The organism is Ruegeria sp. CF8, assembly GCF_056537285.1.
The window spans coordinates 97,574-117,346 of record NZ_JBQFRG010000005.1; the positions used below are offsets into that span (position 1 = coordinate 97,574).

Sequence of the window (19,773 nt, forward strand, 5' to 3'; positions counted from 1 at the left end):
GAAACACCCAAAAAGAGCGTAAAGCCGGGGCAGCGCGACACAGCCCCGGCTGAAGACCTTTATTCAGACCAAGTGATTTGGGTCAGGTCTATTGCCGCCGTAGGGGCGTTTTCCCACAATCCTTGCACACCAGCCTTTGCGACACCCAGCTTGGCCAACTGGAACAAGTAGCCGTTTACATAGTCGGTCGAGATCAGGCGCTGCGCTTCTCCCAGCAGGCGGGCACGTTCATCGGGATCGGTGGTGGCGTTCAGCGTATCCATGAGCGCTTGAAAATCAGTGCTTTCATACTGGAAGTAATAATCGGGCCGCGCATAGATTCCGATATCCATGGGTTCCGTATGACTGACAATCGTCAGACCAAAATCCTTACCCCTGAAAACCGATTCCAACCATTGCGCCCATTCGACGTTGATGATCTCGGCGGTGATGCCGACCTCAGCCAATTGAGCGGCAACAATCTCTCCACCCCGGCGCGCATATGAAGGTGGCGGCAGGTGCAGCGTGGTTTCAAAACCGTTCTCAAACCCGGCCTCGGCCAACAGCGCCTTCGCCTGTTCCGGATCATACGCAGACTGGTTCGTCAAATCGACATAAGCCGGGTGGTGCGGTGCGAAATGTGTGCCGATCGGTGTACCATAGCCGAACATCGCCCCATCGATTATCGCCTGCCGATCGATGGCATGAGCAACGGCTTGTCGGACAAGAATGTCGTCAAACGGGGGCTGCTTGTTGTTGGTGGACAGGATCGTCTCACCTTCTGTTGTACCGACCAGAACCTGAAAGCGCGGATCGGCATCAAATTGTGGCAGGTTTTCCGGCGCCGGAAAGTTGTCAAACACGTCCACATCCTCGGCCATCATGGCGGCAAACGCAGCGGTCGGATCCGAAATGAACTTGAATGTTGCAGTCTCTAACGCTGGCTGATCGCCCCAATAATCGGGGTTGCGGTTCAGCGTGATGCTGTCGCCCTGCACCCAGTTGCCAAAGGTGTAGGCCCCGGTGCCGACCGGGTTGGTTTTGATGTTTTCAATGCTTTCGGGCGCGACAATGACCGCATCCCCCCAAGCCAGGTTGAACAGGAAATTGCCGTTCGGTTCCGACAGGGTGACTTTAACGGTCAGCGGGTCGACAACCTCGACGCTCTCAATCCCGGCAAACAGAGCCTTCTGCGCGTTTGCACTGTCCTCGGCGGTGGCGCGATCAAGGGTGAACCTGACGTCCTCGGCATCCATACTTGTGCCGTCATGGAAGGTTACACCCTCGCGCAACTTGAAGGTATAGACTGTTCCATCGTCAGAAATCTCCCAGCTTTCAGCCAAGCCGGGCACGACCGAGCCATCGCCCATGAACCGGGTCAGTCCTTCAAAAATGTTGGTGTAAACCACCGAGTCGATGGCCTGTGCCGCAGCGCTGGTCGGGTCAAGATGCGGGGGTTCAAGCTGCATCGCTATGGTGATGTCCGATTTGGCATAAGCCTGCGTGGCAAGCAGGCCAACGCCTATCGCCAAAGTCGACGCAAATGTCCTGAACATGAGTTTTGTCATGTGAACTCTCCCTACTGAAACTGGTTGCGCCCTTGTTTTCAGGGCCAATTTGAGACCAGTTTTCCTGCAAACCTGAGGTCAATCAAGGGAATGTTCGCGCAACCGGGGTTTCTTTGGCCCTGTCCAGTCTGCTATGCCGCACTGCAACATAATACCTGCAGGAGCGACCCATGAGCGCCACCGCCCGCAAGAAAGCCCCGAACGCCGAAGATATTCGCGCCCAAAAAGGCGGCGCGCCTTTGGTCTCGCTAACCGCCTATACCACCCCAATGGCACGCCTTATGGACGCGCATTGCGACTTTGTTCTGGTGGGCGACAGCGTCGGCATGGTGCTGCACGGGTTGGAATCCACGCTGGGCGTCACGATGGAGATGATGATCCTGCACGGTCAGGCCGTATCGCGCGGATTGGACAAGGCGATGATGGTCATCGACATGCCGTTTGGCAGCTACGAACATTCACCTGCCGACGCCTTCCGCAATGCCGCGCGCCTTATGGCGGAAACAGGTGCTGGGGCCGTGAAGCTGGAAGGTGGCGTTGAGATGGCTGAAACCATCCGCTTTCTGGTCAAGCGCGGCATCCCCGTGATGGCACATATCGGCCTGACCCCGCAATCGATCAACACGCTGGGTGGCTACAAGGTGCAGGGTCGTGACGAGCAGGCAGAAGCCGTTATGTCAGATGCCCGCGCCGTGGCCGAGGCCGGTGCGTTTTCAGTCGTTCTGGAAAAAGTTCCCCAAGGACTGGCAGACCAGATCACCGAAGAGGTTGCGATCCCAACTATCGGAATCGGCGCATCCGCAGGCTGTGACGGGCAGATTCTGGTCGTGGACGACATGGTCGGCTTTTTCACCGCCTTCAAACCCAAGTTTGTCAAACGCTATGCCGAACTGGGCCCATTGGCCGAGGCTGCCATCGCGGAATACGCCGCCGAGGTGCGCTCACGGGCCTTCCCGGCAGACGAACACGTCTTTGCAGATCAGGCTCCGACCAAAGGGGCCAAAGCATGACCGCGCCGATTTTGCGGTCTCTGGCAGAGCTGCGCGCCAACACCACTGAATGGCACCGCAATGGCGATGCGATCGGCGTGGTTCCGACCATGGGTGCGCTGCACGAAGGGCATTTGTCGCTGGCGCAGGCCGCAAAGGAAGGGTGTGACCGGGTCATCGTGACGATCTTTGTGAACCCCAAACAGTTCAACAACCCCGAAGATCTGGCAAATTACCCCCGCACTGAACATGAAGACGCCAAAAAACTGTCCCCTTACGGCGTGGACGCGATCTATGTACCGGACCCGCAGGAAGTCTATCCTGACGGCTTTTCAACCACAGTTACGGTTGCTGGCCTGACCGATATGATGGAAGGCCCTTTCCGCCCAGGCCATTTCGAGGGCGTAGCCACCGTTGTCGCCAAGCTGTTTCTCCAAACGCAAGCAGATCGAGCCTATTTCGGGGAAAAAGACTACCAACAGCTGCTGGTTGTCCGCCGTATGGCCCGCGATTTGGACATTCCAATCGAGGTGATCGGCTGCCCGACTGTGCGCGAGCCTTCTGGGCTGGCGATGTCGTCCCGCAACCTTCTGCTTTCCCCTGATGGGCTAAAGATCGCAGAACATATGAACAAGGTCATGCAGCAGGTCGCACAAAATCTGGCCGAGGGCGGTGATTTCGCAACTTTGGCGCAAAATGCCAAAGCGCGCTTGCTGGCCGCCGGGTTTTCAGAGGTCGAATACGTGGACCTGCGCTGCGCCGAGACGCTGGAAAGCCTGCCCAGTGCCAGCAGGCCAGCCCGCCTGTTCGTAACCGCATGGGCCGATGGCGTTCGTCTGATCGATAATATCCCGGTTGATCCAGCCTGATTTCTACTCTGGCCCCTGCGCCATTGTTTGCGCTAAAGTCCCGCGAAACGAGACCGGGGGAGAGCGGACATGACCTATATTCTGGCAATCGATCAGGGCACCACGTCCTCGCGCGCCATACTTTTTGATGCGCAAATGCAGCCAGTTAGCACCGCACAGCAAGAGTTTCCCCAGCACTTCCCTCAGGAAGGTTGGGTTGAACATGACCCCGAAGATATCTGGTCCAGTGTTTTGCACGTGTGCCGCGAGGTGATGGAAGCCACCGGCATTTCCGCCAATCAGATCGCCGGGATCGGGATCACCAACCAGCGTGAGACGACCGTCGTCTGGGACAAACACACCGGCAAAGCGATCCACAACGCCATCGTCTGGCAGGACCGCCGCACCGCCGATATCTGTGCCCGCTATAAGCAAACCGGGTGCGAGGATGACGTCACCGCCCAAACCGGCCTGCTGCTGGACCCATATTTCTCGGGCACCAAAGTGAAATGGCTTTTGGATACCGTTTCGGGCGCGCGTGAGAGGGCCGATGCCGGAGAGCTGTTGTTTGGCACGATCGACAGTTTCCTGATCTGGCGGCTGACCGAAGGCCGTGTCCACGCCACGGATGCCACCAATGCCGCCCGCACCCTTTTGTTTGACATCCACAAAGGCACATGGAGCGCCGAGATTTGCGACCTGCTGGATGTGCCCCTGACAATCTTGCCTGACGTGCTTGATTGCGCTGCGGATTTCGGCTCCACCACTTTGTTCGGGGGCGACATTCCTATTCTGGGCGTCGCCGGCGACCAGCAAGCCGCCACAATCGGACAGGCTTGTTTCCAACCCGGCATGATGAAATCGACCTATGGCACAGGCTGCTTTGCGTTGCTGAACACCGGCGCGCAGCCGGTTCAGTCAAAAAACCGCCTATTGACGACCGTTGCTTATCAGTTGGACGGTCAGCGGACTTATGCATTGGAAGGGTCGATCTTTATTGCCGGGGCCGCCGTTCAGTGGTTGCGTGACGCGCTACAGATCATCGACGCAGCCCCACAAAGTGGCGATTTGGCCACGCGGGCCGATCCGAACCAGCATGTGGTGCTTGTGCCCGCCTTCACCGGTCTAGGCGCGCCCTATTGGAAACCTGACTGTCGCGGCGCGATGTTCGGGCTGACCCGCAACTCAGGCCGGGCCGAAATCGCGCGCGCCACGCTGGAAAGCATCGCATTCCAAACCCGCGACCTGTGGCATGCCATGCAGGGCGACTGGGGGGCAGACGCCGATGTCATCCTTCGCGTCGATGGTGGGATGAGCGCGTCTGACTGGACCATGCAGGGCCTGTCGAACTGTCTGGGCGCGCCGGTGGACCGTCCGGTGATGCAGGAAACAACTGCATTGGGGGCCGCATGGCTGGCTGGCATGAAGGCCGGGGTTTATCCAGACCAAGATGGGTTCGCAGAAACATGGCGGCTGGACACGCGGTTTGAGCCAAAAATGGCGCAGGACGACCGCGATGCGGCCTATGCCCGCTGGCAACGCGCAGTGCAGGCCGCAATGGCGTTTTAATCCATAGAATTGTTTTCCGAAACATGTCTGCGCCGTCGGCGTGGGCTTACTTGCAACGCAATCCCTACAGGAAGCGCTATGTCATCCTTTGAAGTCCTCACTCCCGACAACGCACCCGAAGACGCAAAGCCATTTCTGGACAAAGCCAAAGCAGATTACGGGGTGATTCCGAATTTGCAGGGGGTTATGGCGCTGTCGCCGCAGTTGCTTCAGACCCATCTGGACTGTCTGGACGAGTTTGCCAAAACAACACTGACCCCAGCAGAGCAGCAAGTGGTGTATCTGACCGTGAATTTCGAGAATAACTGCGAGTATTGCGTTCCCTGGCACACAAAATTGGCGCGAATGGCCGGGCTGACGCCTGATGCTGTGGACAGCCTGCGCTCGGGCGACACACTGCCCGACGAAAAGCTCAATGCGCTGCACGAATTCACCAAATCCATGGTACGCACCCGGGGCAGCATCGCGCCAGCCGACCTGAATAAATTTCTGACCGCCGGATACACTCCGCAAAACGCGCTAGAGGTTGTTTTGGGCATCGCAAACAAGGTCGTCAGCAATTACACGGCCGCATTGACAGAAGTTCCGCTGGACAGCGCTGTGGAACGGTTCGAATGACGAAAGCCCTCTTTAAGGGCAAAGTCCTAAGGCGTCATGGGCCGCTGTCTGACCGTGTCCACAGGTGCATTCGGTCACGCGAAATCAAAGCGGTCTAACTGTGGTCCTTCAAAAGCCGCTGCTTCTGACGTGACCAATCGCGCTTGGCCTGCGTCTCGCGCTTGTCGTGGATCTTTTTACCCTTGGCGATGCCGATTTTAATCTTCGCACGACCCTTGTGGTTGAAATACAGGACCAGCGGCACCAGCGTCATTCCCTTGCGCTGGGTCGCATTCCACAAGTTCGACAGTTCCTTGCGTGAGACCAACAGCTTACGGCGACGACGCTCTTCGTGTTTGAACACCTTGGCCTGCTCGTACGGCGCGATATAGCTGTTGATCAGCCACAGTTCCCCGTCGTCGACCGAAGCATAGCTTTCCGCAATGTTCGACCCGCCAGCGCGCAGGGATTTGACTTCGGACCCTTCCAGGACAATGCCGCACTCGATATCCTCTTCGATCGCGTAATCGAAGCGGGCGCGCCGGTTTTCGGCGATAACCTTGTAATTCGGGTCTGTCTTCTGCTTGGCCATGACGCGTTGATTTAGGCGGCTTGCGCCGACCTTGCAAGGCAGGGTTTTCCCAACTGCATCAGGATTTGGCAGAAATGATCAGATCAGGGCCAAAAATCGTATCAGCATATTTGTGCAGATAGATCTTGAGCCATGGCGTGAAACGATCCGGGTGGCGTGTCACTTCGGCCAGAAGGTCATGATAGTCGATCCAGCGGATATCCATGACTTCGTCAGGGTTAGGCTCGATCTTAAGCGTCCCGCGAACATGGGCCAGGAAGACGTCGACAACCTCGTTTTCAACCATGTTGTTGCCGACATCCGCGTGGTACTCCAGACGGTGTCGATATTCTGGATAGAGACCGGTTATCCCAAGTTCTTCGCGCAGACGTCGCACGGCGCAAGTTGACGAGCTTTCGTCCCAATCCGGATGCGTGCAACAGGTATTCGCCCAAAGGCCGGGCGTGTGGTATTTGCCCATTGCGCGACGTTGCAACAAAATCTCTGTTCCACGCACAACAAAAACGGATACAGCCTTGTGCTTGAGCCCTTTTTCGTGCGCTTCGAGCTTGTCTACAGGGGTCAACTCGCCATCGACCCAGGCCGGGATCATTATTCCCATCTGTCCTCTCCTGCTGCCAGTGCATTTACCGGGCGGTTGTTGTGAGTGTAGCTGCCGCCGGATCGGTCTGGCTGTGCGACGGGTGGAAACCACCTGTCTGATACCAAAGTGGCTGTGATTTGCCCCGGCATCAATCGCACGAAAGGCCGCAGGGGCTGCGGCCTTTGGTCCTTGTGCTGTTGCACCTTGCGTTAAGGCTTATTCGCCCGAAACGCTGACGATATAGGCATAGACGTCTTCAGCGCCTTTTTTCAGCTTGAAGGTCATTTTCGACTTGGCAGCAGTGTCATCCAGATAGGATTTCAGAAATGCCTTGGGATCTTGTGAGTATTCGACAAAGGTTGTCTCGTCCCAAACCAGGCCTTTTTCGCCTGCGGCAACGATGCTGTCACCGTATTTGAAGCCCTCATACGTGCCAGCGGTGCGGCCAGCGATGCCATACAGGTTCGGGCCAGTCTTACCGCCTTTGACAATCACTTCGCCTTCCGGGTCAGCGATCAGGTGGCAGGACTTGCATTTGTTGAAGGCTTTCTTACCGGCTTCGGCATCGCCTTCAGCATAGGCGGGCAGGGCCAGAAGGCCGACAATTGCGGTAGCGAGGATGCGATTCATAGCTATTGCTCCGATACAAATTTGCTGCACCGAATGGACCTTCGGCGCAAAAAAGAGTCAACGCGCAGATTGCCGCGCAGGCCTACTGTGCCACTGCGACAAAAGGGATGTCCTTAACTTATGTCATGTACCCTGGACCAGCAGGGCAAAAGGTCACCAGCGGCCGGAGTCGCCAGATACACCGCCCGCGCAATGGCCCGCGCCAGACAAACCGAAGCAGCGTGACCAATCAGCCCCAACTCGGCTTCGGTTGATAAGGGTCGAACACCGGTGCTGGCGGCAAACACCAAATCGCCGTCGCCCGGCGTGTGGGCGGGCACAATTGCACGGGCAATGCCGTCATGGGCGGCAACGGCCATCCGCTGACATTGGGGCTTGGTCAAGGCTGCATCTGTTGCGACGATGGCAATGGTCGTATTTGTCTTGGCCGGGTCGGCGGATTTCATCGCCTGCGCCTTGCGACTGGCTTGCGGCGCACCAAGAGCGGCATTTGGATCAGGCCCCAAACCGCCAAATTCGTTGCCGATTTCAAAAGGTGCCGCCCAGAAGTGTTGATCCCCGGGTGTGGTCACACTGCCCAACGGGTTGGCCGCAACCAGCGCGCCCACGGTTATCCCACTGTCCAGAACAAACGAAGCAGAACCGAGCCCGCCTTTTTGCATCGCAGCCAAAGCTCCGGTTCCTGCGCCTGCCGAGCCGAGGTCGAACTGATCCGACGCAGTATGGAACGCTGTGCGTCCCAGGGCACGATACGGGTTTTCAACCCAGTTTTTGTCACCACCGTTGAGCAAATCAAACAGGATCGCACCCGGGACTATGGGCACCGTGACGTCGCCGACCGGATAACCCCGGCCTTTGTCACGCAACCCGTCCGAAACACCCGAGCAGGCCTCCAACCCAAAGGCAGAGCCGCCAGACAAAACAATCGCATCCACATGGGTCACAGCCTTGTCCGGAGCAAGCAGATCGGTTTCGCGCGTCCCCGGCGCACCGCCCATCACATGGACCGAAGCCACAAACGGAGATTGCGCCGTCAAAACTGTCGCGCCGGATTTCAGCGTATCGTCCTGCGCGTTACCGACCATCAGGCCGGGGATATCAGTGATCAGGTTCTTGGGTCCGGGGGTCATTTTCTACTTTGTTGTTCAGGCCGAAAAGAGCGCAAGCGCGATGCCTCCGGCGGAGGTATTTTGGGCCAGATGAAGAACGGATCAGATGCAGCGGCCACCGTCAACCTCAAGTGCTGTGCCGGTGATCATGCTGGCCTCGTCCGAGCAGAGGAAACAGGCGGCATTGGCCATGTCTTCTGGTGTGGAGAAGCGGCCCAGCGGAATGGTCGACAGGAATTTGGCGCGAATCTCGGGCGTGTCTTCACCCATGAAGGATTTCAGCAGCGGTGTTTCTCCGGCCACGGGGCAGATGGCGTTCACACGCACACCGGTCGGGGCAAGTTCCACGGCCATGGTCTTGGTTGCCGTGATCATCCAGCCTTTGGAGGCGTTGTACCAATTCAGGTTGGGACGCGGAGACAACCCAGCCGTTGAGGCCACATTCAGAATTGCCCCTGCCCCGCGCGCTTTCATCGCCGGGACAAAGGCGCGGGCGGTCAGGTAGACGGATTTCATGTTAACACTGAAGACGCGGTCGAAATCGTCTTCCAAGACGTCTTCGAGCGGGGTCGGCAAATGCGTGACACCTGCGTTGTTCACCAGAATATCCAGATCTTCGAACTGATGCCTTGCGGTATCAGCCATGGCTTGAACCGATGCGCCGTCTGCAACGTCAACCTGGTGTCCGATTGCCCGTTCTCCGAGTGTGTTCGCAAGATTCAGCGCCGCTTCGCCATTGATATCCGCGATCATCACGCGCGCGCCTTCGTCCAGGAACTTCTGCACGATCCCTGCGCCGAACCCGGATGCGCCACCGGTTACGATTGCGGTTTTTCCCTCCAGCCTCATGGCGTTACCCTTCTGCCTGACAGGGGTAGAGTAACAACGCATCGAAAAGATGCCAGATCATTCTTCCGAGACCTTGCCCCGCAGTGCCTTGACGTCGCCGCGCGCCTTTTTGGCCGCCAGCCTGCGCTTGACCGACCCATAGGTCGGCTTGGTGGCGATGCGTCGTTTGGGTTTGACGAGCGCGCGAGTGATCAGTTCGGCCAGCCGAGCGCGCGCGATGTCACGGTTGCGGGCCTGAGAACGGGTTTCGTTACACTGGATGATAATTGCGCCCTCTTTGGTCCAGCGCCGCCCGGCCAGCCGTTTCAGCCTGCTCTTGACCGGATCCGGCAAAGAGGGGGAACGCGCCGCTTCGAACCGCAATTCAACTGCGGTCGAGACCTTGTTGACGTTCTGCCCGCCGGGACCGGAAGAACGAACAAAGCTCTCGGTCATTTCCCAGTCTTGCAGGATGATATCGTCAGTGATGCGCAACATGGGCCCGACCTTACAGGGCACGGGTGGAAACAGAAAGGGCCGCCCCTTTTGGGACGGCCCTTCGAAAGTTCAGGAGGTCGGGTCGGTTAGATCAATCGACCAGCCGGAGCGAACGCTCCGCCAAGGGCTGCCCTAGCAGGCTTTCCCCCCGGTTGTTCCGACACCTCTCTCCAATCTCTTTCTTGACACTGGATCACCTCCTTTTCTATCTGTTGCGGTTAACTTTGAGCCTGACACAAGATGCGCCATTCTCAAAGCACTTTTTTTACGCAGGCTGTGCGGCGGTCAGCCGGGCAACAATGACTTTGAACGGGATCAAAGCAATCAGCGCCAGCGACAGTTTCACCAGCCAGTCGGCAAAAGCCAGCGTGACCCACAGCGGGGCCATCGGGCCGGACAGCATGAACGGCACAGGCTCCCACGCCCAGTTGATCGCAGCGTCGGCATTCGCGCCAAAGAATGTGACCGAGGCCGAGAAAGCGACGGTGAAGAAGATCGCGGTGTCCAGCGCTGATCCAACCAGCGTCGAGACCAGTGGCGCGCGCCACCAGCGACCGCCACGCATGGCGTTGAACACGGTGACGTCCGTCAGTTGGGCGATCAGGAAGGCAGTGCCCGAGGCGACTGCGATCCGCAGCGGTACGGCGGCGTATTCGAAACCGTCGCCTTGCAGCATGATCTGACTGCCGATCAGCGAACAGATGATGCCGGTGACAAAACCGGCGAACACGACCTTGCGGGCCGGGCCTACGCCATAGACGCGGTTCATGATGTCAGTGACCAGAAAGGCCAGAGGATAGGTGAAAGCACCCCAGGTCAACAGCCCGTCAAGGATCAGGAACTGGACCAGAATGTTCGAGGCCACAACAATGGCGGCCATGGCAATGATGCCGGGAATGTAAGCGCGTTGCATGTTTTGATGCCCGTTTTGACAAGGTAGCGGCGACTTGGCCAAGGGCTCATCCCAAGGCAGGCCGTGCGTTTAGACCCTTGTAGGCCTCGAGTCAATCCGGCAGCAGGTATTCCACCAATTCGGTTCGTTGCAGGGCAAGAAAGTTGTCGTCCGAAATCATTGTGGCGCGCAAACGGCCCAGCCCATCGCGCCAGACGGACAGCCCTTCGAGGTTGTCATGCGTGCCTGCCGCAGTTTCCAATAGGGTTTCTTCGGCGCCTAGTGCGTCATCCGTCAGATCCCACCGGCGTAACCTTGAGCGGAAGCCGAACAACCCCAACTTGCGCTCCAGCAGATAAAACTTCCCATCCGGGCCAAAATCAGCGCTGACAGGCTTAAACCGACCCCGTTGTGGCAAAACAAAGGGAATCGACCATGCGTCGCCATCCCAGCGAAAAACCGGGATGTCCCCGCCTTTGGTGCGATTTTTTTCCGGCATCGTATAAAGCCAACCGCGCGCATCAATGGCAAGACCTTCAAACGACCCGTTGTCAGCAAGATCTTTGAAGGCCGACGAACGAGGTAGTACGCGCGCCCTTGCTCCCGGTTCCGAATAGTGGGCGATCCGATGCACCCCTTCGAACGAAATGTAAACTCCACCAACTGGCGCTAAAGCAAGGCCTTCGGAATCGCCCACACCACCTTTCATTCTGTGCCCTTGGCTGGACAAGACCCGCCATTGATCCAAAACATGAATGCTGGTGATCTGGTCTCCGTCCCGCTCGATGCGTGCCGTGGCTATTCTGGCCCGATCGCTCAGCACCAGTATCTGCTGGCCGTCGCCCAAAACATGCAGCGCCGAAAACCCGCCAAACCAATCCGCCGGATTATTCCATTCAAAACTGTGCAGATGGGTGGCGGACTTGATTTCGACCGCCACTGCTGCCGTGGACGCAATCAGAAAGGCGCTTAGTTGGATTGCAAAACGGCGGCGCATTGTTGTGGCAAATCAGCCAGAACATATTCCCGGCGTTTCTTGGGGGCTGGGGCATTTGGGTCGGGTGGCGGAGGATTGAGGATGTTGTTTACCCATTCCTGCGCCTGAGCGCAGCCATCGCCCTTGGGGGGCGGGTCCTGATTGACGCAGCCTTTCGACCCTCGGGGGCATTTCAGGCGGACGTGAAAGTGATAATGATGCCCCCACCATGGTCTGATCTTGCGCAGATAGGCGCGGTTGCCTTTCTCATCCTTGCACATCTGCACTTTCGCGCCGGGAAACACAAAGATACGCGCCACGCGCTTGTCTTTGGCCGCTTCGCGCAGAACAGCATGGTGCTGTTTCGTCCAGTTCCCGTTGACAAAAGCCCCATTTGCGCGACGCAGAGAAATAGAAGAGATATTCTCGCGCGCTTTGCGGCTGAGACGCATGTTGTCCCCGGGCAGCATCCAGATATCGATATCCAGACCCAACTGATGGGACCGATGGCCCGATGTCATCGGCCCACCCCGTGGTTGGCTGATATCTCCTATATAGAGACCGTTCCAACCCGGCTGCTTCGCCGCAAACTTGCTGAGGTCCTTCACGTAATCGATCGCCTCAGGGTGTCCCCAGTTACGATTGCGCGACAGACGCATAGCCTGCCATGTGGCACCGGTTTCGGGCAATTGCACCGACCCAGCAGCGCATCCGCGCGAATAACTGCCGAACGCGGCCGGTTTTTGTTGCGAATTGACCCGTTGCGCCCCGAACAACTGCTTCGCCAGAGGCTCTGCCGTCGCTGTACCCGCCAAAGCAAGCGCAGCCAAGATTGTCAAAAAACGCTTTAAAATCATCTGCTCTGATCCCCTTCCGGTCTGACCCAGCGCATCAGGAATAGTCCCAGAATAAACAACCCAACGATGGGTGACACCCCCAGCCGGGCACTGCCCGTCACGGTTGTTGCAATTCCGATCAAAAGCGGTGCCGCAAATGCGGTCGCGCGCCCCGACAGACCATAAAGGCCAAAGCTTTCTACCGGAGCTTCGGGATCAGTATGGCGCACCATCATCGAGCGGCTGGCAGATTGAAGAATGCCGCCCATACCACCGATCAACACACCGCAGCCGAAGAAAACGATATCCGGCAAACTGGATCCTTCGGCCAATTGAATGCCGTAGATTTGCGTTCGATCCATCATGACCACAGTGGCGCAGACAAATATCAAAACCCAGATCGCAACGATGATCACCGGTTTGGGGCCGTATTTCTTGTCCAGCTTGCCGCCAACCCAGGAAAACGCCGCAGCTGCCAAAACGCTGACAATCCCAAACACACCGATCTTGATCAGGTCCCACTCCAACACCAACCGCGCATAAACACCGCCAAAGCTGTAAAGCCCGTTCAGCGCATCACGGTAGAACATCGACGAGCCAAGGTAGCTGGCCAGACTAACGCGATGGCGCAGGTTAGATACTGATTTCGCCAGCAGACGCAGCGCTTCACCCACGCTGCCCGTTTTGTCCGCTGGTGCGTCATCGCGCACCCACAGGAAATAGGGCACCATAAACAGAATGAACCAAGCAGCCGTAAACGGGCCGACAAAACGTGTGCCTTCACGGGTCGCCGCATCAAGCCCCAGGGCAGGTTCCATCCCGATCAGTGTCTTCCCGTTCGCCTGTTCCACAAACAGCGCCAACATGATCGCCAGCGAGATCAGCCCGCCAAAATAGCCAAACGCAAAGCCCGAGCCCGAAATCTCGCCCACTTCACTGTCATCACCCAGATCAGGCAGCTGTGAATTGATAAAGATCAGCGCATATTCCGCACCAACGAAACCCAGCCCAAAGGCCGACAGCATCAGCCACATGTTCGAACCATCCGGCATCGTGTACCACAACGCACCGGATCCAACCGCGTACATGACCGAAAACGCAAAAATCCACGGAATGCGCCGCCCCGACACATCCGCCATCGCCCCCAGCAAAGGCGCGCCAAAGGCTATGATCAGTCCTGTGATCGTCAGGCAGTTCGCCCAGACCGTCTGCGCCTGTGCGGCTGCTGCCTCGGCATCCAGTCCGCTGTTCGCGTAATACCCGGCTGCTACACCGGCAAAATATGGGCCAAAGACAAAGGTGACCAACAGCGTGTGATACGGCTGGCTGGCCCAGTCAAAAAACCACCAGCCCCAGATGCGCCTGCGTTTGGAAATCTCTGCCATCTCTGCCTCTGTTATTGTTGTGTTTATAAGACGGGGGTTTGGTTCAATTCGCAAGCGTTGAGTGTCAGGCACTTGCTCTTTGCCGTTGTGGTGCTTAGGTCTCGGCCAACAAGAAAACGGAGAACCCATGCTGTCGCTGATCCAAATCCTGCTGCTGATCCTGGATGTTGTCTGGTTCATCATTCTGGCCCATGTGATCATGAGCTGGCTGATCAACTTTCAGGTGCTCAACTTACACCAGCAACTGGTTGCGCAAATCTGGTACGGGTTGAACCGCATATTAGAGCCTATTTACGGCCCTATCCGCCGCATTCTGCCCAATATGGGCGGGCTAGATCTGACGCCTTTGGTGGTGCTGATCGGGGTCTATGCGCTGCGGATTATCCTGATCAACAATGCGGTCTATTTCTACTGACCTCTTGTTCACCGAATCTTAGTATGTGATTGTCCTGCCTTAAGAGCAGATAAACCTTAAAACAGGGCAACCCCGCAGATGTTCGACTCCGCACCCTTGTTGCGAGATGTCTTTGGATTCGACGACTTCCGCCCCGGGCAGGAAGAAATTGTCGATGCCGTGACCTCGGGCGAAAACGTGCTTGCGATCATGCCGACCGGGGGCGGGAAATCCCTGTGTTTTCAGCTGCCCGCCCTGCTGCGCGACGGGGTGACGGTGGTGATTTCGCCACTGATCGCCCTGATGCGTGATCAGGTGCGTGGGCTGCAGGAGGCCGGGGTCGAGGCCGGGGCGCTGACCTCGGGCAACACGCCAGAAGAAACCGATGCAGTGTGGGAAGCTTTGGAGGCCGGACGGCTCAAGCTGCTTTACATGGCGCCTGAACGTCTGGCGGCCGGGTCGGCGTTGGGCATGCTGCGCCGGATCAATGTCAGCTTGATCGCCGTGGACGAGGCGCATTGCGTCAGTCAGTGGGGCCACGATTTCCGCCCGGATTACCTGCGGATCGGAGAACTTCGGCGCGCGCTAAACGTCCCGCTGGCGGCCTTTACCGCCACAGCGGATGCGGAAACGCAGGACGAGATTGTCGAGAAACTTTTTGACGGCATCGAGCCGCACAAGTTTCTGCGTGGGTTTGACCGGCCCAATATCCACTTGGCTTTTGCTGCCAAGGACGGGCCGCGCAAACAGATCCTCGATTTCGCCGCTGCCCGTAAGGGTCAATCCGGCATCGTCTATTGCGGCACCCGCAACAAAACCGAAGTGCTGGCCAAGGCTTTGCGCGACGAAGGCCACACCGCCTGCCACTATCACGGCGGTATGGATCCCGAAGATCGGCGCATCGTCGAAACCCGCTTCGCCCGCGAGGATGGTCTGATCGTCGTTGCCACGGTTGCCTTTGGAATGGGCATCGACAAACCCGATATCCGCTGGGTCGCCCATGCGGACCTGCCCAAATCCATCGAGGCCTATTATCAGGAGATTGGCCGCGCTGGGCGCGATGGCGGCCCCGCCGAGACGCTGACTCTGTTTGGGCCGGATGACATCCGCCTGCGGCGGTCGCAGATCGACGAAGGGCTGGCCCCGCCCGAGCGCCGCATGGCAGATCATGCCCGGTTGAACGCTTTGCTGGGTCTGGCCGAGGCGCTGGCTTGCCGCCGTCAAACTCTGCTGGGTTATTTCGGCGAACAGGCCGAACCTTGCGGCAAATGCGATCTGTGCGACACCCCGCCCGAGGTCTTCGACGGCACCACACCCGTCCGTATGGCCCTTTCCTGTATCTTGCGCACCGAAGAATGGTTCGGCGCGGGCCATCTGATCGATATTTTGCTGGGGAACGAGACCGACAAAATACGTGCGCGTCGTCACGACGATCTGTCCACTTGGGGCATCGGCAAAGACTGGTCCCGCCCACAATGGCAGGCGATTTTCCGGCAGATGATGGGGCATGATCTGGTCCGTCCTGATCCCGAACGTCACGGCGCATTGCGCATGACCGAAGTTGCCAAGCCGATCCTGAAAGGCGAGGCGCAGATCAACCTGCGCAAGGACACAATCCGAAAGGCTACGCGCCGCCCCGCTGTGAAAGCCATGGTGTCCGAGGAAGACGCGCCGTTGCTGTCGGCCTTAAAGGCCAAACGCCGCGCTTTGGCAGAAACCGCGCGTGTGCCAGCCTATGTGATCTTCCCTGATCGCACCTTGATCGAAATGGCTGAAAAACGCCCCGTTACACTGGATGACATGGCGCGTATTGGTGGTGTTGGTGCCAAGAAGCTGGAACGCTATGGCGACACCTTCCTTGAAGTCATCGCAGGCGCAGTTGAGGCCGTGCACCCAGCTCGCCGCAAACTGGCGGGGCGCGACCAGGGCGAGATTTACGATCGTTTGCTCGAAGTGCAATCTCAGTTATCGCGCGGCCCCGATGGGATTGATAAGCCGCTGACCTGCTCGGCCTCGCAATTGGCGAAGGTCGCGCAGATGCGGCCGGATGATCCGCGCGGGATCGAAACAGTGCTGGGTGATCGGCGTCACGAAAGGTTTGGCGCTGCCTTTCTGGACGTGCTGCGTGAGGCGGGCTAGTTCGATTTGCGGTTCAATCGTGTCAAAAGACGCTGCCTCTCCCAACGGTCGACCGCGCCTTTCGACAAAAGCACTTTTGGTAAAACGCAAAACGACCTAGATAAGCCAAATCAGGCAAGAAAAGAGGGCGGATATGCTGGTAGTGATTTCCCCGGCCAAGCGGCTGGACTGGGCAGAGCGGGATGTCGCGGTCACACAACCCGACTTTCAGGATGACGCGATCCGGCTGTCGAAGACTGCCCGCAATCTGACGCTCGGTGATCTGAAAAAGCTGATGAACCTGAGCGACGACCTGGCGCGCCTGAACCGCGACCGCTATCGCGCCTTTACGAACGCGCCCGAGGCCGAGGCCACACGCCCCGCCGCGCTGGCCTTTGCGGGCGACACTTATCAAGGTCTGGAAGCTGCATCGCTGGATGCGGAAGAAATGGCATGGGCTCAGGATCACCTGCGCATCCTTTCGGGACTTTACGGCATGCTGCGACCTTTGGATGCGATACAGCCTTATCGGCTGGAGATGGGCAGCAAACTGAAAACCCGGCGCGGCAAGAACCTTTATGACTACTGGGGCGACCAGCTCAGTAAAGCGTTGAATACACAAGGCGCGGAAATTGGCAGCGATATTCTGATCAACTGCGCGAGCCAAGAGTATTTTGGCGCGGTTGACCTTAGCGCGCTGAACTTGCGTGTCATCACGCCGGTGTTCATGGAAGACAAGAACGGAACCCCAAAAATCGTCAGCTTCTTTGCTAAAAAAGCCCGCGGTGCGATGGCGCGATATATCGTCCAGCGCCGCCTGACCGACCCCAATGCACTGTTAGAGTTTGACACAGGCGGTTACGCTTATCGCGCGGACTTGTCAGAAGAGGACAAACCGGTCTTCGTCAGACCCTATGCAGCCTGAATACATCCGTTAGAAAACGAAAGTCAGCACTTGTGTGTCAGGAAGGAAGCGAGGGGCCAGCCCTTCGCGCTCCCCGAGGTATTTTTAGCCAGATGAAGCAGGATCCTGTTTGTTGTCACTACAGCTTCCGCTGGTCTCGTGAGGATTGGTTCTATCAACACGGGTCACGTCATCTGGCTGGTGTTGCAGGATCATTTGATGGATGAGTTTCTTGTGCAGAGGTTTGGTCAGGTAGTGGTCGAGCCCGGCGGATAGGATCCCCTCATCGTCGCCAGCCATCGCGTGAGCAGTCAGGGCAACAATGGGGACGTGTCGGCCGGTTTCGACCTCGAGCCTTCGGATTTCGGTGGTGGCCTGTTTACCATCCATTTTTGGCATAGAGATATCCATGAATATCAGATCAGGTGCGAACTCTTGATAGACCTCAACCGCTTCGAGCCCGTGCGATGCAAAGCGCAAATCGATATTCAAATCCTTCACCATCTTTTTCAGGATCAGTTGGTTGGTGCGGTTGTCTTCAGCCGCGAGGATTTTCATACGTCGGGTACTGGTTTCTTTGGTTTTGCCCTTATTAAGCTCGTCAGTTTTCGGTTCTGCTAAGCAAGCAGCCTGCGACGACGCTTTGAGAGCCATCAGCCTGCCATAGAGTTCAGACCGGGGGATTGGTTTCTGCAAAACACCGCTCACCAGGTCGCGCGCCGGATGGGCGTGTATCAAAGCGGGATTTGCGGACATCACGATCACAGGCAAATCCCCCCAGCCCCGGTCTTTGAGCGAGGTTGCAAGGTCCAACCCGTCCATGTCCGGCAGGTCGTGGTCGCACAAGACCAGCTCAACTCGATCAGTAATTTTGGCCAGCGCGTCGCCCCCCGAAGTACAAACGGTGACGTCAGCACCCAGACGGCCAAGTTGCTTCGCAAGGATGGCCCGGTTTACGGCCAGATCTTCGACCACCATGACGTGTTTCACACAATCTTTCAGATCTGGAGGTTCGGGTTGAGGACCTTCGGCGGTGGGCAGCGATATGCGAAACCCAAAACAGGACCCCTGCCCCAACTCACTTTCGACCCAGACAGCCCCGCCCATCATGGAAATCAGGCGTTTGGTGATGGCCAACCCCAGCCCCGTGCCTTCGAACTGACGGTTTCGCTCGTCTTCAACTTGATTGAACTCGCCAAAGATATGGCCGATTTTTTCAGGCTCGATTCCGATGCCTGTGTCTTCGATGGCAACGTGAATATCGCAGGTTTGTGCATTCGGATGAGGCACGCCGGTGACGCGGATCAAAACATGCCCTTCGGACGTGAATTTGACCGCATTGCCAACCAAGTTGGTCAAAACCTGCCGAACCCGGCCTGGATCACCCACGAACAGAGTGGGCAGGAACAGGTCATAATCTACCAGCAACGTCAGGCCCTTGTCGCGTACGTTGGGCTGCAACAGCATCGCAACCTCTAGAATACAGCGCTCTAGATCGAAGTGTTCTGGGTGCAGGACCAGTTTGTCAGCTTCAATCTTCGAATAATCCAGAACGTCATTGATAATCACAAGCAGGGCCTCGCCCGAGTTTCTGATCGTGTTGACGTACAGGCATTGTTCTTCATTCAAAGGGGTTTCGTCCAGCAGCTCGCTCATCCCGACGATGCCGTTCATCGGAGTGCGGATTTCGTGGCTCATGTTGGCTAAAAACGCGGATTTGGCACGGTTGGCCGCCTCGGCCCGTTCGCGCGCTGCCTTTAACTCTGTCTCATGCCGAACAGACGCGGTGATGTTGAGCGCAAGGCTAACAACGTCGCCGCCGCTGCCCCGCTGGTCGATCAGGCGGATGTATTGCCCATTCCACAGTTGCAACACGATCGGTGGCGGATTGGTACGGTTCCAACGCGCTTGCATCTTGGCGCGCCACACGTCGGCAGCTTCATCCCCTATGTCAACAATGCCTTCGGTTGTCAGCAATTCAAGAATTCGAGAATAGGTAATCCCGGGCACGACCTCATCCAAACCATCAAAAACACTGAGATAGGCGGTGTTGGCCCCAATCAGGCGACCATCACAGTCAAAAAAAGCAAATCCGTCCTGGATAGTCTGAATTGAGTGCCACAGACGACGTTCGGCCACCTCGATCTTGGCATGAGCTACGGTCAGATCAGATTTGACCTTTTCATTCTCATCCCGGACAGTTTCTACCTCGGCCTGTGTTTCACCGATCCGTTTGGTTAACGCCATGGCATGCTGGCCCAGTTTCCGGTTGGCCGCCGAAAGCTCGGCCTGTTTCAACGCCAGCAGTCGTTCTGCCGCTAAACGCGCGCGCCGTTCCTGTGCCAGTTTGTTTGCAAGACTCATCGTGACTTGTTCCGGGATGTACAGATTTCAGCATCGCGTCAGAGAATGAAAAACTGCTTAAGCCGTTGCGCAAACGGCGCGCGCCATGCAAGGCTGAGCACAAAGAGGAGGGCA

The 19,773-nt window shown here is 57.5% G+C and carries 19 protein-coding genes; 7 read left to right on the top strand and 12 right to left on the bottom strand.

Annotation, left to right across the window (positions count from 1 at the left end; genetic code table 11):
• Positions 1–59: 59 nt before the first annotated feature.
• Entirely contained in the window at positions 60–1,547 is a 1,488-nt protein-coding gene (locus ACR0EV_RS12950; RefSeq protein ID WP_480800470.1) for an ABC transporter substrate-binding protein, read from the bottom strand.
• Positions 1,548–1,717: 170 nt separating this feature from the next.
• Between ACR0EV_RS12950 and panB the strand changes: the two genes are divergently transcribed.
• The 4 genes from panB to ACR0EV_RS12970 all read left to right on the top strand — a co-directional run bounded on the left by panB (position 1,718) and on the right by ACR0EV_RS12970 (position 5,571).
• Positions 1,718–2,557 carry a 3-methyl-2-oxobutanoate hydroxymethyltransferase gene (panB, locus tag ACR0EV_RS12955; protein ID WP_480800471.1) on the top strand — a complete coding sequence of 280 codons (840 nt, stop codon included), beginning with the start codon at positions 1,718–1,720 and terminating at the stop codon, positions 2,555–2,557.
• Entirely contained in the window at positions 2,554–3,405 is an 852-nt protein-coding gene (panC, locus tag ACR0EV_RS12960) for a pantoate--beta-alanine ligase (RefSeq protein ID WP_480800472.1), read from the top strand. Before panB ends, panC begins: the two co-directional genes overlap by 4 nt.
• Positions 3,406–3,474: 69 nt before the next feature.
• The gene (glpK, locus tag ACR0EV_RS12965; protein ID WP_480800473.1) at positions 3,475–4,953 is read left to right on the top strand and encodes a glycerol kinase GlpK; all 1,479 of its coding nucleotides are present in this window, start codon (positions 3,475–3,477) and stop codon (positions 4,951–4,953) included.
• 78 nt (positions 4,954–5,031) lie between these two features.
• Positions 5,032–5,571 carry a carboxymuconolactone decarboxylase family protein gene (locus tag ACR0EV_RS12970; RefSeq protein WP_480800474.1) on the top strand — a complete coding sequence of 180 codons (540 nt, stop codon included), beginning with the start codon at positions 5,032–5,034 and terminating at the stop codon, positions 5,569–5,571.
• Positions 5,572–5,665: 94 nt separating this feature from the next.
• Here ACR0EV_RS12970 and smpB read toward each other — a convergent pair whose 3' ends face one another.
• The 10 genes from smpB to ACR0EV_RS13020 all read right to left on the bottom strand — a co-directional run bounded on the left by smpB (position 5,666) and on the right by ACR0EV_RS13020 (position 13,879).
• Positions 5,666–6,142, bottom strand: a complete 477-nt coding sequence (smpB, locus tag ACR0EV_RS12975; protein ID WP_171093124.1) for an SsrA-binding protein SmpB — start codon at positions 6,140–6,142, stop codon at positions 5,666–5,668.
• Positions 6,143–6,200: 58 nt separating this feature from the next.
• Positions 6,201–6,743 carry an isopentenyl-diphosphate Delta-isomerase gene (gene idi / locus ACR0EV_RS12980; RefSeq protein ID WP_480800475.1) on the bottom strand — a complete coding sequence of 181 codons (543 nt, stop codon included), beginning with the start codon at positions 6,741–6,743 and terminating at the stop codon, positions 6,201–6,203.
• Positions 6,744–6,941: 198 nt separating this feature from the next.
• Positions 6,942–7,355 carry a c-type cytochrome gene (locus tag ACR0EV_RS12985; protein WP_171093120.1) on the bottom strand — a complete coding sequence of 138 codons (414 nt, stop codon included), beginning with the start codon at positions 7,353–7,355 and terminating at the stop codon, positions 6,942–6,944.
• A 113-nt stretch (positions 7,356–7,468) separates the two neighbouring features.
• Positions 7,469–8,485, bottom strand: a complete 1,017-nt coding sequence (locus tag ACR0EV_RS12990; protein ID WP_480800476.1) for a P1 family peptidase — start codon at positions 8,483–8,485, stop codon at positions 7,469–7,471.
• 81 nt (positions 8,486–8,566) lie between these two features.
• Entirely contained in the window at positions 8,567–9,313 is a 747-nt protein-coding gene (locus ACR0EV_RS12995; RefSeq protein WP_480800477.1) for an SDR family oxidoreductase, read from the bottom strand.
• A gap of 57 nt (positions 9,314–9,370) precedes the next feature.
• Positions 9,371–9,790, bottom strand: a complete 420-nt coding sequence (arfB, locus tag ACR0EV_RS13000; RefSeq protein WP_480800478.1) for an alternative ribosome rescue aminoacyl-tRNA hydrolase ArfB — start codon at positions 9,788–9,790, stop codon at positions 9,371–9,373.
• 265 nt (positions 9,791–10,055) lie between these two features.
• Positions 10,056–10,703: a queuosine precursor transporter gene (locus ACR0EV_RS13005; protein WP_480800479.1), complete on the bottom strand. Its 648-nt coding sequence runs from the start codon at positions 10,701–10,703 to the stop codon at positions 10,056–10,058.
• 91 nt (positions 10,704–10,794) lie between these two features.
• Positions 10,795–11,679 (bottom strand): esterase-like activity of phytase family protein, encoded by an 885-nt coding sequence (locus ACR0EV_RS13010; RefSeq protein ID WP_480800480.1) that lies wholly within the window; start codon positions 11,677–11,679, stop codon positions 10,795–10,797.
• Complete coding sequence (mepA, locus tag ACR0EV_RS13015; RefSeq protein ID WP_480800481.1) at positions 11,652–12,515, bottom strand: penicillin-insensitive murein endopeptidase; 864 nt, start codon at positions 12,513–12,515, stop codon at positions 11,652–11,654. The genes ACR0EV_RS13010 and mepA overlap by 28 nt, the downstream gene beginning before the upstream one ends.
• Complete coding sequence (locus ACR0EV_RS13020) at positions 12,512–13,879, bottom strand: MFS transporter (RefSeq protein WP_480800482.1); 1,368 nt, start codon at positions 13,877–13,879, stop codon at positions 12,512–12,514. The genes mepA and ACR0EV_RS13020 overlap by 4 nt, the downstream gene beginning before the upstream one ends.
• Before the next feature lie 127 nt (positions 13,880–14,006).
• Between ACR0EV_RS13020 and ACR0EV_RS13025 the strand changes: the two genes are divergently transcribed.
• From ACR0EV_RS13025 to yaaA, 3 genes are all read left to right on the top strand, one after another.
• Positions 14,007–14,294 (top strand): YggT family protein, encoded by a 288-nt coding sequence (locus ACR0EV_RS13025; protein ID WP_480800483.1) that lies wholly within the window; start codon positions 14,007–14,009, stop codon positions 14,292–14,294.
• Positions 14,295–14,372: 78 nt separating this feature from the next.
• Positions 14,373–16,412 carry a DNA helicase RecQ gene (gene recQ / locus ACR0EV_RS13030; RefSeq protein WP_480800484.1) on the top strand — a complete coding sequence of 680 codons (2,040 nt, stop codon included), beginning with the start codon at positions 14,373–14,375 and terminating at the stop codon, positions 16,410–16,412.
• A 133-nt stretch (positions 16,413–16,545) separates the two neighbouring features.
• The gene (gene yaaA, locus ACR0EV_RS13035) at positions 16,546–17,316 is read left to right on the top strand and encodes a peroxide stress protein YaaA (RefSeq protein WP_480800485.1); all 771 of its coding nucleotides are present in this window, start codon (positions 16,546–16,548) and stop codon (positions 17,314–17,316) included.
• An 84-nt stretch (positions 17,317–17,400) separates the two neighbouring features.
• Here the strand turns inward: yaaA and ACR0EV_RS13040 are convergent, their stop codons facing one another.
• A complete protein-coding gene (locus ACR0EV_RS13040; protein ID WP_480800486.1) occupies positions 17,401–19,659 on the bottom strand; it encodes a response regulator in 2,259 nt (752 codons plus the stop codon).
• Positions 19,660–19,773 lie beyond the last annotated feature (114 nt).

Bases quoted from the DNA above. Each gene is read 5' to 3' on its own strand.
- ACR0EV_RS12985 (WP_171093120.1), bottom strand. From the start codon at position 7,355: ATGAATCGCATCCTCGCTACCGCAATTGTCGGCCTTCTGGCCCTGCCC.
- glpK (WP_480800473.1), top strand. From the start codon at position 3,475: ATGACCTATATTCTGGCAATCGATCAGGGCACCACGTCCTCGCGCGCC.
- ACR0EV_RS12995 (WP_480800477.1), bottom strand. From the start codon at position 9,313: ATGAGGCTGGAGGGAAAAACCGCAATCGTAACCGGTGGCGCATCCGGG.
- mepA (WP_480800481.1), bottom strand. From the start codon at position 12,515: ATGATTTTAAAGCGTTTTTTGACAATCTTGGCTGCGCTTGCTTTGGCG.
- ACR0EV_RS13025 (WP_480800483.1), top strand. From the start codon at position 14,007: ATGCTGTCGCTGATCCAAATCCTGCTGCTGATCCTGGATGTTGTCTGG.
- arfB (WP_480800478.1), bottom strand. From the start codon at position 9,790: ATGTTGCGCATCACTGACGATATCATCCTGCAAGACTGGGAAATGACC.
- idi (WP_480800475.1), bottom strand. From the start codon at position 6,743: ATGGGAATAATGATCCCGGCCTGGGTCGATGGCGAGTTGACCCCTGTA.
- ACR0EV_RS12970 (WP_480800474.1), top strand. From the start codon at position 5,032: ATGTCATCCTTTGAAGTCCTCACTCCCGACAACGCACCCGAAGACGCA.
- smpB (WP_171093124.1), bottom strand. From the start codon at position 6,142: ATGGCCAAGCAGAAGACAGACCCGAATTACAAGGTTATCGCCGAAAAC.
- ACR0EV_RS13020 (WP_480800482.1), bottom strand. From the start codon at position 13,879: ATGGCAGAGATTTCCAAACGCAGGCGCATCTGGGGCTGGTGGTTTTTT.
- ACR0EV_RS13040 (WP_480800486.1), bottom strand. From the start codon at position 19,659: ATGAGTCTTGCAAACAAACTGGCACAGGAACGGCGCGCGCGTTTAGCG.
- yaaA (WP_480800485.1), top strand. From the start codon at position 16,546: ATGCTGGTAGTGATTTCCCCGGCCAAGCGGCTGGACTGGGCAGAGCGG.
- ACR0EV_RS13005 (WP_480800479.1), bottom strand. From the start codon at position 10,703: ATGCAACGCGCTTACATTCCCGGCATCATTGCCATGGCCGCCATTGTT.
- panC (WP_480800472.1), top strand. From the start codon at position 2,554: ATGACCGCGCCGATTTTGCGGTCTCTGGCAGAGCTGCGCGCCAACACC.
- panB (WP_480800471.1), top strand. From the start codon at position 1,718: ATGAGCGCCACCGCCCGCAAGAAAGCCCCGAACGCCGAAGATATTCGC.
- ACR0EV_RS13010 (WP_480800480.1), bottom strand. From the start codon at position 11,679: ATGCGCCGCCGTTTTGCAATCCAACTAAGCGCCTTTCTGATTGCGTCC.
- ACR0EV_RS12950 (WP_480800470.1), bottom strand. From the start codon at position 1,547: ATGACAAAACTCATGTTCAGGACATTTGCGTCGACTTTGGCGATAGGC.
- recQ (WP_480800484.1), top strand. From the start codon at position 14,373: ATGTTCGACTCCGCACCCTTGTTGCGAGATGTCTTTGGATTCGACGAC.
- ACR0EV_RS12990 (WP_480800476.1), bottom strand. From the start codon at position 8,485: ATGACCCCCGGACCCAAGAACCTGATCACTGATATCCCCGGCCTGATG.